Origin of the sequence: Lonsdalea iberica (assembly GCF_002111585.1) — a bacterium.
Classification (GTDB): Bacteria; Pseudomonadota; Gammaproteobacteria; order Enterobacterales; family Enterobacteriaceae; genus Lonsdalea; species Lonsdalea iberica.
Genome location: NZ_LUTP01000002.1, coordinates 85,090 through 102,214, shown reverse-complemented (window position 1 = coordinate 102,214; position 17,125 = coordinate 85,090). Strand labels below are relative to the sequence as shown.

13 protein-coding genes and 1 pseudogene are annotated in these 17,125 nt (G+C 60.4%); 7 read left to right on the top strand and 7 right to left on the bottom strand.

Annotated elements, in window-relative coordinates:
* Positions 1 to 14 precede the first annotated feature (14 nt).
* The 6 genes and pseudogenes from AU511_RS01190 (at position 15) to AU511_RS17365 (ending at position 7,980) form a co-directional block, all read left to right on the top strand.
* Positions 15 to 1,136: an efflux RND transporter periplasmic adaptor subunit gene (locus AU511_RS01190; protein WP_094108507.1), complete on the top strand. Its 1,122-nt coding sequence runs from the start codon at positions 15 to 17 to the stop codon at positions 1,134 to 1,136.
* Positions 1,136 to 4,242 (top strand): annotated as a pseudogene (locus AU511_RS01185) (efflux RND transporter permease subunit). Before AU511_RS01190 ends, AU511_RS01185 begins: the two are co-directional and overlap by 1 nt.
* A 3-nt stretch (positions 4,243 to 4,245) precedes the next feature.
* Positions 4,246 to 5,649 (top strand): efflux transporter outer membrane subunit, encoded by a 1,404-nt coding sequence (locus AU511_RS01180; RefSeq protein WP_094108506.1) that lies wholly within the window; start codon positions 4,246 to 4,248, stop codon positions 5,647 to 5,649.
* A 90-nt stretch (positions 5,650 to 5,739) separates the two neighbouring features.
* On the top strand, positions 5,740 to 6,528 hold the full coding sequence (locus tag AU511_RS01175) for a siderophore-interacting protein (RefSeq protein ID WP_167371982.1): 789 nt from the start codon (positions 5,740 to 5,742) through the stop codon (positions 6,526 to 6,528).
* A 477-nt stretch (positions 6,529 to 7,005) separates the two neighbouring features.
* Complete coding sequence (locus AU511_RS01170) at positions 7,006 to 7,686, top strand: DUF3313 domain-containing protein (protein WP_094108504.1); 681 nt, start codon at positions 7,006 to 7,008, stop codon at positions 7,684 to 7,686.
* Between the two features lie 132 nt (positions 7,687 to 7,818).
* Positions 7,819 to 7,980, top strand: a complete 162-nt coding sequence (locus AU511_RS17365) for a hypothetical protein (protein WP_167371981.1) — start codon at positions 7,819 to 7,821, stop codon at positions 7,978 to 7,980.
* Between the two features lie 285 nt (positions 7,981 to 8,265).
* Here AU511_RS17365 and AU511_RS01165 read toward each other — a convergent pair whose 3' ends face one another.
* Positions 8,266 to 8,994, bottom strand: a complete 729-nt coding sequence (locus tag AU511_RS01165) for an IclR family transcriptional regulator (protein WP_094101155.1) — start codon at positions 8,992 to 8,994, stop codon at positions 8,266 to 8,268.
* Positions 8,995 to 9,195: 201 nt separating this feature from the next.
* On the opposite strand from AU511_RS01165, the gene AU511_RS01160 reads away from it, so the two are divergent.
* Entirely contained in the window at positions 9,196 to 10,143 is a 948-nt protein-coding gene (locus AU511_RS01160) for an aliphatic sulfonate ABC transporter substrate-binding protein (protein WP_094108503.1), read from the top strand.
* A 60-nt stretch (positions 10,144 to 10,203) separates the two neighbouring features.
* Here the strand turns inward: AU511_RS01160 and AU511_RS01155 are convergent, their stop codons facing one another.
* The 6 genes from AU511_RS01155 to AU511_RS01130 all read right to left on the bottom strand — a co-directional run bounded on the left by AU511_RS01155 (position 10,204) and on the right by AU511_RS01130 (position 17,082).
* Positions 10,204 to 11,433, bottom strand: a complete 1,230-nt coding sequence (locus tag AU511_RS01155; RefSeq protein WP_094108502.1) for an acyl-CoA dehydrogenase family protein — start codon at positions 11,431 to 11,433, stop codon at positions 10,204 to 10,206.
* Positions 11,408 to 12,886 (bottom strand): MFS transporter, encoded by a 1,479-nt coding sequence (locus AU511_RS01150; protein WP_094108501.1) that lies wholly within the window; start codon positions 12,884 to 12,886, stop codon positions 11,408 to 11,410. The genes AU511_RS01155 and AU511_RS01150 overlap by 26 nt, the downstream gene beginning before the upstream one ends.
* 191 nt (positions 12,887 to 13,077) lie before the next feature.
* Entirely contained in the window at positions 13,078 to 13,953 is an 876-nt protein-coding gene (locus AU511_RS01145; protein ID WP_094101159.1) for a MetQ/NlpA family ABC transporter substrate-binding protein, read from the bottom strand.
* Positions 13,950 to 14,663: a methionine ABC transporter permease gene (locus tag AU511_RS01140; protein WP_094108500.1), complete on the bottom strand. Its 714-nt coding sequence runs from the start codon at positions 14,661 to 14,663 to the stop codon at positions 13,950 to 13,952. Before AU511_RS01140 ends, AU511_RS01145 begins: the two co-directional genes overlap by 4 nt.
* On the bottom strand, positions 14,660 to 15,679 hold the full coding sequence (locus tag AU511_RS01135; protein ID WP_094108499.1) for a methionine ABC transporter ATP-binding protein: 1,020 nt from the start codon (positions 15,677 to 15,679) through the stop codon (positions 14,660 to 14,662). The genes AU511_RS01140 and AU511_RS01135 overlap by 4 nt, the downstream gene beginning before the upstream one ends.
* A complete protein-coding gene (locus AU511_RS01130; protein ID WP_094108498.1) occupies positions 15,676 to 17,082 on the bottom strand; it encodes an LLM class flavin-dependent oxidoreductase in 1,407 nt (468 codons plus the stop codon). The genes AU511_RS01135 and AU511_RS01130 overlap by 4 nt, the downstream gene beginning before the upstream one ends.
* Positions 17,083 to 17,125 lie beyond the last annotated feature (43 nt).

The window sequence follows — 17,125 nt, the reverse complement described above, 5'->3', positions numbered from 1 at the left end:
TACGGGGAAATGTTATGCAGTTACGCATGCTATGTTTTTTAACATTGATTGGTCTTAGCGGTTGCGACGAGCAAAGCGCGAAGACGGAAGACGCCGGGCCGACCGAGGTCGGCGTCGTGACGCTAAAACCCACGACCTTTACGATGGAAAGCGAATTGACCGGCCGCACTGCCGCAACGCTGACGTCTGACGTCATTCCTCAGGTCGGCGGTATTATTCAGAAGCGCCTGTTTACCGAAGGCGATGAAGTGAAAGCCGGTCAGCCGCTGTATCAGATAGACCCTTCCAGCTACAAAGCTACCTACGATCAAGCCGCCGCCGCGCTGCAAAGCGCCAAGGCGCTGGTGCTGTCCGACTGCCTGAAAGCCAAGCGCTACGCGGGACTGGTGAAAGAACAAGGCGTGTCGCAGCAGGATGCGGACGATGCGCGTTCCACCTGTGAGCAGGACAAGGCCAGCGTGCTGGAGAAAAACGCCGCGCTGGAAAGCGCCCGTATCAATTTGCAATGGACGACCGTGACGGCCCCCATCGCCGGGCGCATCGGGATTTCCAGCGTGACGCCGGGGGCGCTGGTCACCGCCCAACAATCTACCGCGCTTACGACGATCCGCACGCTGGACAACATGTATCTCGATCTGACTCGCTCCAGCGGCGACCTGCTGCGCTTACGCAAGCAGGCGCTGGCGACCAATAGCGACACGCTAAACGTCACGCTGACGCTGGAAGACGGTACGGTTTATCCGCATAAAGGCCGCTTGGAATTGACGGAGGTCGCCGTTAACGAATCCACCGGATCCGTCACGCTGCGTTCCGTGTTCCCCAACCCCGACCATGTGTTGCTCCCCGGTATGTTTGTCCGCGCCAAAGTCGATGAGGGCGTGATGCAGAACGCGATACTGGCGCCGCAGCAGGGCATTACGCGCGACGTGAAAGGCAACGCCACCGCACTGGTGGTGACGAGCGACAACAAAGTGGAACGCCGCAGCGTCGTCACGGCGGAAGCCACCGGCAGCAACTGGTTGATCGCAAGCGGCTTACAGAGCGGCGATCGGCTTCTGGTCGAAGGCAGCGACAAGGTCGCGGTAGGCAATACCGTTAACCCCGTCGAAGTTCAGCTGACGGGAGGCGCTAACTGATGTTCTCCCGTTTCTTTGTGCGACGCCCGGTATTCGCCTGGGTGATCGCGATACTCATCATGATGGCGGGGCTGATGTCGATCCGCACGTTGCCGGTCGCGCAGTATCCGGACGTCGCGCCGCCTTCCGTGCGCATCAAGGCCACCTACACCGGGGCTTCCGCGCAAACGCTGGAAAACAGCGTCACCCAAATTATCGAACAGCAGCTGACCGGGCTGGATAACCTGCTGTACTTCACCTCCACCAGTAGCTCGGACGGCGAAGTCGACATTCAAGTGACCTTCGCTCAGGGCACCAACGCCGATACCGCGCAGGTACAGGTTCAGAACAAAGTGCAGCAGGCAGAGTCGAGGCTGCCCTCCGAGGTGCAGTCCGCCGGGATCACCGTCACTAAATCCCAGTCCAACTTCCTGCTGATCATGGCGCTGTATGACAAGACCGACAAAGCTACCAGTTCGGATATTGCCGACTGGCTGGTCAGCAACATGCAGGATCCGCTGGCGCGTGTCAGCGGCGTCGGCAGCCTGCGGGTGTTCGGTTCCGAATACGCCATTCGCATCTGGATGGACCCCAATAAACTGGCGTCCTACAGCCTGATGCCTTCCGACGTTGAGTCGGCGATAGAGGCGCAGAATATCCAGCTGTCCGCCGGGAAAATCGGTGCGGAACCCTCCTCCGCCGACCAGCAATTGACGGCGACGGTACGCGCCCAGTCGCGCCTGCAAACGCCTGAACAGTTCCGCAATATCATCGTGAAAAGCGAATCCACCGGCGCGTGGTGCATATTGGCGACGTCGCCCGCGTCGAAATGGGCAGCGAAGACTACACGTCGTCCTCACGCCTCAACGGGCATCCGTCCGCCGGGATTGCGGTCATGCTGGCGCCGGGCGCCAACGCGCTGGATACCGCGGAGCTGGTCAAGGCCAAGATCAACGAATACAGCCACAGCATGCCGGACGGCTACGCGGTCGCTTATCCGAAAGACAGCACCGACTTCATCAAGATCTCCGTCGAGGATGTGGTCAAAACGCTGATCGAAGCCATCGTGCTGGTCATCATCGTCATGTATCTGTTCTTACAGAATCTACGGGCAACGCTGATCCCCGCCCTCGCCGTGCCGGTCGTCCTGCTGGGAACCTTCGGCGTTTTGGCGCTGTTCGGCTACTCGATCAACACCCTGACGCTGTTCGCCATGGTGCTTGCTATCGGGCTGCTGGTGGATGACGCCATCGTGGTGGTGGAAAACGTCGAACGTATCATGCGCGACGAGGGTCTACCCGCCCGCGCGGCCACCGAAAAATCGATGGGCGAGATCTCCGGCGCGCTGGTTGCCATCGCACTGGTGCTCTCCGCCGTCTTCCTGCCGATGACCTTCTTCGGCGGTTCTACCGGCGTAATCTACCGTCAGTTCTCCGTCACCATCATCTCCGCCATGGCGCTGTCCGTGGTGGTCGCGCTAACGCTGACGCCCGCCCTGTGCGGGCTGTTGCTGAAACACAGTAAACCCCACAAGAAAGGCTTCTTTGGCGGCTTCAACCGGTTTTACGCCCGCACGCAAAAAGGCTACAGCCATCGTGTGGTCGCCGCACTGCGTCGCCCGCTGGTAATGTTGATCGCGTTCGCCGCCATCGTCGCGCTGATGATCCTGTTCCTGTGGCGGCTGCCCAGCAGCTTCCTGCCGAACGAGGATCAGGGAGAGATCATGGTGCAGTACACCCTGCCGGCGGGGGCGACGGTGAACCGGACCAACGCCGTCAACAAGCGCATCACGGACTGGTTCCTCACAGAGGAAAAGGACAACATCAGCGTCATCTATACCATCACCGGCTTTAACTTCAGCGGTAGCGGGCAAAACGCCGGGATGGCGTTCGTCGCGCTGAAAAACTGGGACGAACGCCCCGGTTCGAAAAATACCGCGCAGGCAATCGCCAACCGGGCGATGAAAGCGCTGTCCACCGAACGCGACGCCCGCATCTTCGCCTCCACGCCGCCGTCGGTGCAGGGGATGGGTCAGACCAACGGCTTTACGTTTGAGCTGTTGGCCGACGGCAGCACGGAACGCGCAAAACTGATGGAACTACGCAGCCAACTGCTGAAACAGGCGGGTGCCAGCCCGGAACTGCAGTCGGTCCGCGCCAACGATCTGCCGCAGATGCCGCAGCTTCAGGTCGATATCGACAACAACAAAGCCGTGGCGCTGGGCTTGTCGCTAAGCGACGTGACGGACACGCTGAGCAGCGCGTGGGGCGGGACTTACGTCAACGACTTTATCGACCGGGGTCGGGTCAAGAAAGTCTATATTCAGGCCGACAGCCCATTCCGCTCCAAGCCGTCGGATTTGAATCAGTGGTATGTCCGCGGCAGCGACGACAGCATGGCGCCATTTTCCGCCTTCGCCTCGACGAGTTGGACCTACGGCCCGGAAACCCTGACCCGGTATAACGGTTCCGCCTCGTTCGAAATCACCGGGGAAAACGCCGACGGCGTCAGTTCCGGCGATGCGATGAATAAAATCGAAGCCATCGCCTCTCAGTTGCCCTCAGGCTCGACCTGGGCGTGGAGCGGACTCTCCCTGCAAGAAAAAATGGCGAGCGGTCAGGCGCTGGGACTCTATGCCATCTCCATCATGGTGGTGTTCCTGTGCCTGGCGGCGCTGTATGAAAGCTGGTCGGTGCCGTTCTCCGTCATCCTGATCATCCCGCTCGGGATTTGCGGCGCCGCGTTGGCCGCCCTGCTGCGCGGCTTAAGCAACGACGTTTACTTCCAGGTGGCGCTATTGACCACCATCGGGCTGTCGTCGAAGAACGCCATCTTGATTGTGGAGTTTGCCGAGCTGGCGGTGCGGCAAGGCAGCACCCTCAGCGCCGCGGTACTGTCGGCGGCCAAAACGCGTTTGCGGCCGATTATCATGACCTCCATGGCGTTCGTCGCCGGGGTTATTCCGCTGGCGATAGCCACCGGGGCCGGCGCGAACAGCCGTATCGCTATTGGCACCGGAATTATTGGCGGGACGCTGACGGCCACGCTGCTGGCGATCTTCTTCGTGCCGCTGTTCTTCGTGCTGGTGAGACATTATTTCACCCGTCGCCATGACGTTCAGGAGTAAGACATGTTTTCTCGAATCACGCTTCTCTCGCTGTCGCTACTGCTGACCGGCTGTATTTCTCTGGACCCGGACTATCAGCGCCCCGCGGCGCCGGTGCCCACGACCTGGCCGGGCGCGGCGGCGCAGAGCGACCAGAACGCCGCGTCGAGCGGCGCGGTGTTGACCGACTGGCAACACGTCATGAACGACACGCGTCTCAACACCGTGGTGGAACGCGCCCTGGCCAGCAACCGCGACCTGCAGAAAGCCATCGCCGATATTGAAGCCGCCAAAGCGCTTTATGGCGAAGAGCGCGCCAGCCTGTTCCCGACGCTGAACGCAGAACTGAGTCATACCCGAAGTCGAACAGTCGACGCCGGCGTGAGCGGAAGCAGCGAAGCGCAGGGCGCGGTCAGCAGTTTCGAAATCGATCTGTTCGGTCGTAACCGCAGCCTCTCCCGGGCGGCCAGGGAAACCTGGCTGGCCAGTGAGGCCACGGCGCAGAATACCCGCCTGACGCTGATCGGTGAAACCACGACGGCGTGGATCACGCTGGCGGCGGACAAAAGCAATCTGCAGCTCGCCAAAGAGACTATGGAGAGCGCGGGGAACTCTCTGCACATCACGGAACGCCGCATGGCGGCGGGCGTCGCGGCGGCAACCGACGTCAGCGATGCGATGACCGTCTATCAATCCGCGCGCGCCAGCGTCGCCAGCTACCAGACGCTGGTCGCGCAGGATATCAACGCGCTGAACCTGCTGGTGGGGGAAACGGTGCCGGAGAACCTACAGCCCGCGCCGCTTGACCAACTTAGCGACAGCGCGGTCGCGCTGGTGCCGGCCGGCGTCTCCTCCGAGGTCCTGCTGCGCCGCCCGGATGTGCAGGAAGCGGAATACAGCCTGAAGAGCGCCAACGCGGATATCGGCGCCGCCCGCGCCAACTTTTTCCCGACGGTCTCACTGACCGCCAGCGCGGGCGTCGGCAGCAACTCGCTGTCCAACCTGTTCAGCCACGGCGCCAATATCTGGTCGTTCGCGCCCAGCGTGACGCTGCCGTTGTTTACCGGGGGCAGCAATCTGGCGCAACTGCGGTATGCTGAGGCGGAGAAAAAAGGGTTGATCGCCTCGTATGAGAAAGCCATTCAAAGCGCATTCAAAGACGTGGCCGACGCGTTGGCGCGCCGTCAAACCCTGGCGGAACAGCTGGATGCTCAGCAGCAGTATGTGGCGGCAGCCCAGCGCAGCTTTACGCTGGCTCAACGCAGCTATCAATCCGGCGTCGGCGATTACCTCAATGTCCTGACGGCTCAGCGCACGCTCTGGTCATCCCAGCTGGAGCTGATCGCGCTGCGTCAGACCGACTTTGATAATCGCATTACCCTCTGGCAATCGCTGGGGGGCGGCGTCAGCTCAACGACGGAGAAGTAACACCCACGGCGGCGGCGGTTGTCGCCGGAGCCGTTCATGGCCGGGCAGCTTGTCCGGCCTGTTCTTAATGACTTGAACACGGGGTACATCATGACGACTGAATCTACTCAATCCAGGCAGCCCACCCGTATACGTCTGCCGCTGGTATTTCGTACCTTAACGGTAAAAACCACCTCTCGCCTCCCCGGCCCATTCCAGCGTATTGTCTTCACCGGCGACGATCTCGACGGTTTTCGCAGTCCGGGATTCGATGACCATGTGAAGCTGTTTTTCCCCGACCGCGAAACCGGCGAACTTCATCTCCCCCAAAATGGTCCGGACGGCCCGATCTGGGGCGATGTGCGTCCAGCTAACCGTGATTACACGCCGTACCACTTCGATGACCAGGCGCGTGAACTCACCATCGACTTCTTTCTGCACGCCAACGGCGTCGCCTCCGACTGGGCCAACGCGGCCAAATCGGGTGACATCATCGGCATGGGCGGACCGCGCGGCTCTATGCAGATCCCGGCGGATTACGCCTGGCAGTTGTTGATCTGTGATGAAACCGGGATCCCCGCACTGCTGCGCCGACTTCAGGAACTGCCGGACACCACGCGCGGCGTAATAGTTATCGAAAGCGGAAGCGAGGACGAACGTCCGACCATTCCGGTTAAAAGCGGTATGACGCTGGAATGGATCGCGCGGGACGGCAATGACGATGCCCAGAAATTTGTTGCGGCCGTGGATCGCCTGACCTTTCCCACCGACGATTATTTCGTCTGGGCAACCGGCGAGAACCACAAGATATTCACGCTTAAAACCTATCTGACCGGCGCTCTGGGACTGAACGAAGACTTCGTTCGCGCGGTGGCCTACTGGAAGCAGGCGGCCGAGTAACCTCAAGTCCATGCTTCATCGATAGACAGACTACAAGCGCGCAATACGGCGCGCTTCGCCACGATGTCTTGCCCATATTGACCTCATTACGCCTTTTCCCTCGCGTCTCCCGGCGTTGGCGTCAGGTCAGCAGACATTTAGGATTTTTCCTTTCCACGCGCGCCTGACTTTTCACGTCTAGCAGCGATCCCATCAGAAGCCCCGCCCGCGCTGACCTCGCCCGATTTCGGACATCTTCGACGATTGCGATCGTTGGGTGAGACGATCTAAAACATAACTGAACACATGGGTGCATTTTATTGACAACATGATCCGCCCGATGCAAAACTGAACCGTACAGTATTGTTTTGAGTGAGGCAGACTGGATGTCTTTTTGCCGACGGCCCGACCTCTCGAAGCTGCTGACTTAGCGTAAAAACGGCGTCTCTCGCACGACGCTTCCGACCGACATCGGTGATCTTTTAGAAGGTTTTACGAATGAGCACATTAACCAAGGTATACCGCCCCGCACTGTTGTTCGTTTTCATGGCCTTAGCCGGTTGCGCCGGCACCCAACCGGCTCGTTACGCGGATATCGACTCCGCCCCTCAGTTGCAGCCCAACACCGGTGATAAAGCCGACCGTATTCCTTTCCGTTACGCAGCCCCGGTCGACTGGAACAAATATACGCACGTGATCATCGACCCCGTCACCCTCTACCAAGGCAGCGATAACCAGTTTGGCGAGATGGATCAGGCGGATCGCCAGACACTGGCGAAATACATGCAGGATCGCTTCAGTGAAAGCCTGAGATCTCGTTTCACCGAAACCCAAACGCCGACGCCCGCGACCATCAGAATCAAGCTGACGCTGACGGGAGCGGAAACCACCACACAGGTGGTGGGGACGGTAACCAAATTCGATCTCGCGGGCGGCCCTTACAACATTGTGCAAGCCCTTCGTGGTAAGGAAGGCATGCTCACCGGGTCCGTCAACTATACGGTGGAAATTTACGATGCCGTCAGCAATCGCCTGCTTAACGCCTACATCGCCAAGCAGTACCCGAATGCGATGAACGTGGGCGCCACCATCGGTTCTCTCAGCGCGGCGGAAGTCGGCATCGATAAAGGGGCTGATGAACTGGCCGACATGCTGAAGTCATCCGCGCCGACGGAGTAAGACGCGGATGGCGGCGTTCCGTCCGGCGGAGAAAGCCCTGTCACGTAATTGCAGCAGGCGAAACCGAGCGGCTCGCCTGCTGCCTCTGCACGACGCTCACCCCCTCATAACGTCAATGACAGGAGTCCAACGATGAAAATATCACGCTCCCTCATGTGCCTCGTCGCGATGCTCCTGCTGAACGGGTGTATCGTTGTCGGCGGTCACTCGCGAGATCATCATGCGCGTCCGCACTATGACGACCCTCGTTCCTATGACGCTCGCGATCATCATCGCGGGCGTGATTATCGCTAACGCAGGCAAACGCGGGCGGCGCTGAGCAGGCTGCCCGCGTGACCTTTGCTGTTTTTACTGACCCTGTCGCACGCCGAGGGAACCCTTTTATCTAAGCCGAACAATCGGCGGAAGGTACGGTATTGTCGACCCTAGTGATGTTAGCGCCCCCTGCTCTCACATTCGTGTCGGAGGGGTTGTCTGATGGGCGGGAAAATGGATTCAAACATGAAGAAAATTCTGGTCATTGTCTCTCTAAGAGAGAGTGACAATGCCAGAAGCGAAAGCGGCTTATCTCGACGGTGTTTAGTCTAATTTTTTCGTGTTGACGAACTTTTCCTGCAGCATGCGATGGACAAGGTCTTGCAGCGCGGAAGCCGACCACCGGCAGGCCGGACCGCTCATCCCCAGGGCCGCGGCAACGCGTCCTTGCTTATAAAGCGGTATGGCCACGCAGCATAGGCCCGGCTCAACCTGTTCCAGATCGAGCGCAAAGCCCTGCGCGGCGATCGTCTTCAGCTCCGCGCCCAGCGACGTGGACACTTTCCCCGCTCGCCGCAGACTTCGCATCAATCCGACATCGTTGGCCAGAAGGATTTTACCAATGGCGGAGGTAGTCAAATCCTCGCGATTCCCGCAGGGACAGGTCGCCCGCAGTAAGCTGCCATCACATTCGACGGAATCGATACAGAGATACTCGCTGGTCCCGCACGGGACGGCCAGGTAACAGGTTTCGCCGCTGATCTCGGCGAAGCGCCGCAGTACCGGCCCGAATGTGGCGCGCAATGCGGTATCTTCGTCGGTCAGCGGCTGCGCCAGTTCACGCAGACGCAAGCCCAGCGCATAACGCGTGCCGTTACGGGTGACATAGCCCATTGCCGCCAGCGTGTTTAGCAAGCCGTGCAGCGTACTTTTATTCAATCCCAGCTGTGTCGTCAGGTCGACGAGACGGGATTCCCCCCCTGCCGCGGCAATCGCTTCGAGTAACGCCATTGCTCGCTCAACAGACTGGATCTTTCGGTTATCGTCGATCATCCTTTCCCTCTTAAACCGCGACTGCGGCAATCCGTCACTTGAAGATAGAGTCTGGAAAGATAACATCGTAGATCATTGATGTCGCACACACGACGACCGGTTAAAACTAATAGGAATATTAAAAAATATTTCATTATTTTAAGGTTATAAATTCTCTCTGATAAGGTTTTTGCTTAATTTGCCTTAAGAGACGACACCTCCATGAAAACTTTCCTACGTCATACTGCTCTCACGCTGCTATTGGCGGGGCTGTCCGCCTCTGCGGTCGCCGCGTCCCAACCTGAAGCCATCAACATTGGTTATCAGAAAGCCAATATTTTCGCCCTGCTGAAATACCGGGGAACGCTGAATGAAAAATTTAAACGGCAGGGCATTCAGGTGCGCTGGATCGAGTTTCCCGCCGGGCCGCAGATGCTGGAGGGATTGAACGTCGGCAGTATCGATCTGGCGGCGACTGGCGATACGCCGCCCGCCTTTGCGCAAGCGGCGCAGGCCGATCTGATTTATCTGGCGCATTCGCCCGCCAATCCGAAAACGGAAGCCATCGTCGTGCCGGGCGACTCCCCCATCAAAACGGTGGCGGAGCTCAAAGGGAAGCGCGTGGCGTTGAACAAGGGCTCGGACGTCAATTACCTGCTGGTGAAAGCGCTGGAAGATGCCGGTTTAAGCTATCGCGATATTACGCCGGTCTATCTGACGCCGAGCGATGCGCGCGCGGCGTTTCAGCGCGGTGCGGTGGACGCTTGGGTCATCTGGGATCCGTTCCTGGCCGAGGTGGAGAGCAATGCGGGCGCCAGACAAATTCGCAATGCAGAGGGGCTGGTGCCGCACTACACTTTTTACCTCGCCAGCCGGAAGTTCGCTGAAACCTGGCCGCAGACGGCGGAACAGGTCGTCGACGAACTGGCGTCGCTCAGCCAATGGGCCAACGCTAACCCGACCGATGCCGCCGCCATCCTGTCTCAGTCGACAGGCCTGGATCGCGCCATCTGGAGCAAAGCGCTGGCAAGAATGCCCTACGGCGCCGAGCGGATGACGCCGGAAGTTTTCAGCCAGCAACAGGCGCTGGCGGACAAATTCACGCAGATCGGCCTGCTGCCGACGAAGGTCAACGTGACCCGCGCCACCTGGTCATTGGATAAACAGTGATGAGCCGCACTGACCCAAAAAGGCGGGCGCTCAGGCCCGCCTTTTGATATGTCCACACGATTAAACGGTTTTCTGTTCCTGCCCGCCATTGCCGACCTGCCAGATAAAGGTCGGCGCATTGCCGTTAACCAGCCAGTCACCGATATTGCGGGCCTTATAAATCACCGGATTATGGGACGCCAGCGTGCGCGCGTTGCGCCAGTGGCGATCCAGCGCCTTGCTCACGCGCGTATCCGAAGCGCCGAGCGCGTTGAACAGCTCGGTCGCCGCGCGCGGCACTAGCTCGCTGGCGACCACCTGCGCCTGCGCCGCCTCCACCTCCGCAAGGCTGTTGATGCGCAACTTGAGGGCGTCGTCGTCCGAAACATGGACCTCATACGCCTGTTGCAGCGAATGCGTGGCCGCAATCACCGCCGCTTCCGTGGCGTAAGCCCAACTGGATACCTGACCGACGACCTGCAATACCTGCACATCCTCTTTCGGCAGCGCGGCATTACTGTGGCTGTAGATACGCTTACGCTGTCGCACCCCCTCGGCCGCATCGCGCGCAATCGCGCGTCCGATGCCGGCGAGCGTCGCTAGCAGCATGTGCTGGTAAAACGCCGTCTGATATAGGAAGCGGTCCGCGAAATCGTACACGTGCTCGGCGTCGACCTGCGCCCGCGTGAATCTCGTCGTGCCGCTGCCGGTCAGCCGCTGACCGAAGCCGTCCCAGTCGTCCTCACGCAATACGCCGTCCTGATGCGTACTGACGATAGCAATGACATCCCGCCCGTTATCGCTGCGGCGCGCATAAACATCAATCCAGTCGGCGAACAGCGTGCCGGTGCTGTAAAACTTTTCGCCGTTCAGCGTCCACCCCTGCGCCGCTGGCTCGACATGGGTGATGACATCGCCAAGTTTGATGTTGCCGATCTCGGTCCAGCCGCTACCGACCAGTTCACCGTCCAGAAAACGCAGGAACCAGCGGTCGCGTTCCGGCGTGTCCGGCGCGTTGAGGCGATCTTCCACGAAGGCGAAATGCGCCCGAAGGGCCTGCGGCAGGTTAGAGTCCGCCTCCGCCAGCTCCGTCAGCAGGCGGAACAGCTGAGGCAACGACGCACTCTGCCCCCCCTTCTCCTTAGGAATACGCACGGCACCCAATCCCGCTTCCTTTAGCCAGCGGATAGGCTCATGGGGCAGCTCCCTACGCCGCTCACGGTCTGCGGCGCCAGCGGCGATACGGGCGAAGATAGGGCGGAACCGCGCCGCCAGCGTGTCGTAATCAGTCCCGGTCGACAGTAAGGTCATGATGTGCTCCTTGATCGTGATGATCGTCAATGTCCTGACGGGTTGGTTCGTGGCGAACCGCGAGCAGGAAGAAAATGGGGATAATGGCGCTCAACGAGACTATCCAGAACATGTTGGTGCCATAGGCCGCCTGCAACAGCGGCAGAATAAACAGCGCCAGCGCGCTGCCGATGCCGGATAGCGAGCGGCTAAAACCGACGCCGGTCGCGCGGATAGAGGTCGGGTAGGACAGCGCCGGATAGATCATTAACTGCGCTCCCGGCCCGAACCCCTCCGCGAACAGCCACAGGCCCAGCATCAGAATGGCGATGACCACGCCGATGGTCGCCTGGGGCTGGCCAATCAGCGCCAGTGCGATAAGCGCGATGAACTGCAGGGCAAAGCCCGCAATCGCCACATGACGTGAAGGATATTTCCAGGCCAGCCGCATCCCCAGCAGACCGCCGGTGAAGGCAAACAACGCATTTAGCCCCAGCGAGGCCGAGATAGTTTCAAACACGCCGGCCCCCAGAAATCGCGCCAGTATGGACGGCAGGAAGAAGGCGATGGCGGTGTATTCGAAGGAGATACACACGTTCATCACTCCCGCCACGATGGTGCGTTCACGGTACGGTTTCTGGAACAGCACCCGGAAGCTGACTTTCGGCTGATCAGACGTCTTGCGCGGTGTCTTATCGACAGCTTCGTGGGCGGCAATACCGTAGGAATCACGCAAAATCCGCGCCGCGCCTTTGAGATCGCCCTGGTTCGCCGCCCACAGGGGAGACTCATTCATAAACTTGCGCCGGACCGCGATAATCAGCAGGGCCGGCACCGCGCCGAACAGCAGCGAGGCGCGCCACAACCAGTCGAGATGCTGTTCAGGCAGCAGGAAGTAGAGGCCGAAAATGATCAGGAAGCAGGCCGACGACGCCGCGTACCACATCGGGCACCACGCCGCCAAGCGGGCCGCCTTGTTGCCCTTGCCGGCGAACTTGGAGAATTCGGCCAGATAGGACATCGCCACCGGCAGGTCGATCCCGACGCCGATCCCCATCAGGAAGCGCGCGCCAATCAGCACCCATACGTTCGGCGCCAACCCGGCGGCAATCGCTGAGACGACGAAAAACAGCATATCCGCCATAAAGACGGAGTAGCGGCCATATTTGTCCGTCAGCCAGCCGCCGATCAGATTGCCGATGATGGTGCCAATCATGATGGATGACGTCACCAGCCCGGTCAGCACCGGCGTGAGTTGAAACTCTCTGACGACATCATCAATGCCGTAAGACAGCGTGGTGAGATCGTAGGCGTCGAGAAAAACACCGCCCAGCGCCAGAAAAATGATCATTCTGGCATAGCTGTTCTTCTCGCTGCGGGTGTTGATCAACCTCGCCACGTCGCTCACCGAACCAATGGGAATGGACCCTGACGCAGGCCCTTTGATGTCGGTGTCAATCGGTAACGTACTCATACTTTCGGCATCCTCGCTATTCTTTTATGTGCAGGTGAAGCTACGGTTATAAGTCGAAGATCTAGCGTTCACAAACAACATTTATGTCTTTAAAATCCATTAAATAACAATAAGATAACCACAATAAACCACCAAGCTCGAGCCGCACTCCAGCGGCCCGACCACAACCTTAAAACGGACGAGAGCGGCGACTATTCGGCCGATACCGGCACCAGAACGCCCTTGACCAGCGGGTCGTCAGTCTCCTTCAGCCACCGTTGCAAGCGCGGGTCGGAAAACGCCTGTTGCAATTTGACGATAGGCGCGTCGTTGAGATAGGGCGTGCCGATCACCAGCCGGGAGGCGAAGGTGGCCGGGGCCGGCGGGAAGAGAATCCCCTTATCACGCGGGATCTTGCCGGCATCGAACTGGGAGACGTAGCCGATGGCGGCATCGACCGAATTTAGCGCGCGCGGCATGGTCAGCAGATCCAGCTCTTTAAAGACAAGGCGTTTGGGATTGTCCTGAATATCCTTCAGCTTCGCCGTGCGCGGCTCCACCGCCGGATTCAGGCGGATAAGCCCGATACGTTGCAGCAGCCACAACGCCTGTCCCTGATTGGCGCCGTCGTTCGGCACGACGATGCTCGCCTGCTCAGGCAGCGCGTCGACCGAGGGGTAGCGGTCCGAGTAGATGCCGAACGCCCACTGGAACACCGGCACCGTCGGGGTCAACTTGAAGCCGTTGGCATCCACCACCTGCTTTAACCACCACTGATGCTGATACACCGTCGCGGCATAGACACCGTCCGCCACCGCACGGTCCGCCTGGACCGGATCCTGCAAGCCTACGGCCCTCAACTTCAGGCCGTAGTCGGGGGCGATGTGTTCGCCGACGTACTGAATCACCCGCTCTTCCCCCGCCATCGCCGGTTCAAAATGGATGTCCAGCGTAGCGCCGAACGTCACCGTCTGCTGACGCTGCGTCTGCCAGTACCACGCGCTGACCGCCGCGGCGATAATCACCACGCCGCCGACCCACCACGGCCAGCGCCGCTTCTGACGAATCTCGAACTGCGGTGTACTCATGCTGACTGGGCTCCCTGTGAATGACGCAATGCCGCGACCAGTCGGTCACCCGCGAATTGAATCAGTTGTATCGTGACGATCAGCACCACGATGGTGGCGATCATGATGTGATGATCGAAACGCTGGTAGCCGTAAACCACGGCGAGGTAGCCGATGCCGCCCGCGCCGATGGTCCCGGCGATGGCCGAGTATTCGATCATGGAGATCAGATTGAGCGTGATGGCGGAGACGATTGCCGGCAGCGCTTCGCTTAACTGCGCCGAGACGATGATCTGACCGACGGACCCGCCGGACACCAGACCGACCGCCGTCACGTCTTCCGGCAGTTCCCGCAACGCGTTTTCCACCAGCCGGGCGAAGAACGGAACGCCCGCGATGACCATCGGGACGACCGCCGCCGGAATGCCGATGGTGGTGCCGGTCAGCCAGAAAGTCATCGGGATAATCGCCGCCATCAGCACCAGAAACGGCAGGGAACGCCCCATGTTCACCAGCCAGTTCAACATTCGGTTTACGACCGGGCGAGGAAACAGCCCTCGACGCGAGGTATTGAACAGCACGACGCCGACCACGCCGCCCAGGCTGACCACGAACAGCATGACGATGGCGACCATGAGCCAGGTTTCTCCGTAAGCCGGCAGCAACAGCGTGTGGATCTCGCGCCAGGGCGTGTCCTGACTCATTACCGCCGTTGACGTTGCAGTCGTCATATCGCCTCCCTCAGCGCCGGAGCCATCGCCATGACTTCCGCGACGACGCCCTGCGCGTCAAGCAGCCCGATAGTCTGGGCCGCAGAAAGCCGCTCGCCGTGAAAACGCACCGCGATCTCCAGCCGTCCCGCCAGCTGCTGGTTGACCCACTCGACGTGGCCGCCCAGCACATCGATCTGCAACGCGAACTGCCTTGAGAGCCGACTGATCCAATCCGTCGCTACCGCCCTGCTCGCGCTGTAGCTGACCCGCAGCAAGAGGTCGCCGCGTCCCGGCTGCGCCGTGACCGGGAAAAGTCGTTCGCCGAGTGAGGAGTCCGGCTGCGCCAGCAGGCCCCGGACATCGCCTTGCTGGACGATTGCCCCGTCGCGGATCTCCGCCACCGCATCGGCGACCGTGCGTACCACGTCCATCTCATGGGTGATCAACACGATGGCCAGACCGAAGTCGTCCCGCAGCTGTTTAAGCAGTTGCAGCACGGCGGCGGTCGCCTCGGGGTCTAGGCCGGACGTGGCCTCATCCGCCAGCAACACCGTCGGATTCAAGGCCAGCGCCCGTGCGATGCCGATACGCTGTCGCTGGCCGCCGGAGAGCTGAGCCGGGTAGCTATCCGCCTTATGGCTCAGCCCCACGCTGTCCAGCAACGTGCCGACGCGCTTCTGTATGTCGCGCTTCACCACGCCCAGAAACGCCAGCGGCAACGCGATGTTCTCCCAGGCGGTTTTACGCTGAAGCAGCGCTGACGACTGAAACACCGTGCCAATCGCCCGCCGCTCCCGGCGCAGCATCTCACCGGTCAGCAGCGAGAGATCCTTGCCGTTAACCCGCAGCGTGCCGCGGTCAGGTTTTTCCAACAGGCTGATGCAGCGCGCCAGCGTGGATTTGCCCGCGCCGCTCGGCCCGACGACCGCCGTGATGGTGCTCGACGGCACCTGCAACGAGATGTCTTTCAGGACATCCGTCCGACGGCCCTGCTTGTCGTAATAGGTTTTGTACAGGTGTTCGATTTCAATCATGACACCCGCTCCCGTACGCGCGCTTCGGATGAAGCGAGATCCCGATAACCCGCCGCCGGGTGCGGGGCGGCCAGCCGCGGGCCGGCGTGAAATAATTTTTCCCGCAGCGTGCCCGCCGCATAGTCGCGTTTGAAGACGCCGCGCTTTTGCAGTTCGGGGATCAGCTGCTCGACCACATCGGTGAACGTTTCGTGCGTCAGAGCATAGGCCAGATTGAAACCGTCGACGTCCGTCTCTTCCACCCAGCTTTGCAGCTCGTCGGCGACGGTTTCCGCGCTGCCCACCAGCAACGGCCCGAAACCGCCGATGCCGACCCAGTCCGCCAGCCCCTGCACCGTCCATTGCCGGTTCGGATCGGCGGTCGAGAAGGTTTCCACCGCCGACTGGATGGCGTTAGTGTGCAGGTGTTTCAGCACCTGATCCGGCGGATACTGACCGAAGTCGATCCCCGTCCAGCCGGAGATGAGCGCCAGCGCCCCTTCGTAGCTCACCCAGGAGGCATACTCCCGCCACTTCGCCTGCGCCTCGCGATCGGTCTCGCCGACAATCACCGTTTGCAGGTTAAAAATCAGGATGCTGCGCGGATCGCGCCCGGCCTCCGCCGCCCGGCGTCGGATATCCGCTACCGTTTTCTTTAGCAGCGCCTTGGAGGGCGACGCCACGAAGACGCACTCGGCATGATGGGCGGCGAACTGTTTACCGCGGCTCGATGCGCCCGCCTGATAAAGTACCGGCGTCCGCTGAGGTGAGGGCTCGCATAGATGAATCCCCGGTACATTGAAGAACTCGCCGTGGTGATGGATGGGATGGATTTTGGTCGGATCGCTGAAAATCCGCCGCTCGCGATCCCGCAGCACCGCGCCCTCTTCCCAACTCCCCTCCAGCAGCTTGTACACCACCTCCAGATATTCGTCGGCGTAGTCGTAGCGCGCGTCATGATCGGTCAGCGCCTTCTGCCCGATATTGCGGGCGCCGCTCTCCAGATAAGAGGTGACGATATTCCAGCCGACGCGGCCTTTGGTCAGGTGATCCAACGTCGACAGCCTGCGCGCGAAGGGGTAAGGATGTTCAAACGACAGCGACGCCGTCAGCCCAAATCCCAGATGCTCGGTGACCAACGCCATCGGCGTGACGAGCGCCAGCGGGTCGTTCACCGGCACCTGGGTCGCCTGACGAATGGCGGCGTCGCTACTGCCATGCAGTACGTCATAGACGCCCAGCACATCGGCAATAAACAGACCGTCGAATTTGCCGCGCTCCAGCAGCCGCGCCAAATCGACCCAGTATTCCAAATCCTTATACTGCCAGGAGCGATCGCGCGGATGCGCCCACAGGCCCGGGGACTGATGTCCGACACAGTTCATATCAAACGCATTAAGGCGGATTTCACGTTGCGATGGCATAGCGCTCTCCATAGAGCTCCCGCAGCCGAACGGCGTTCGGCCG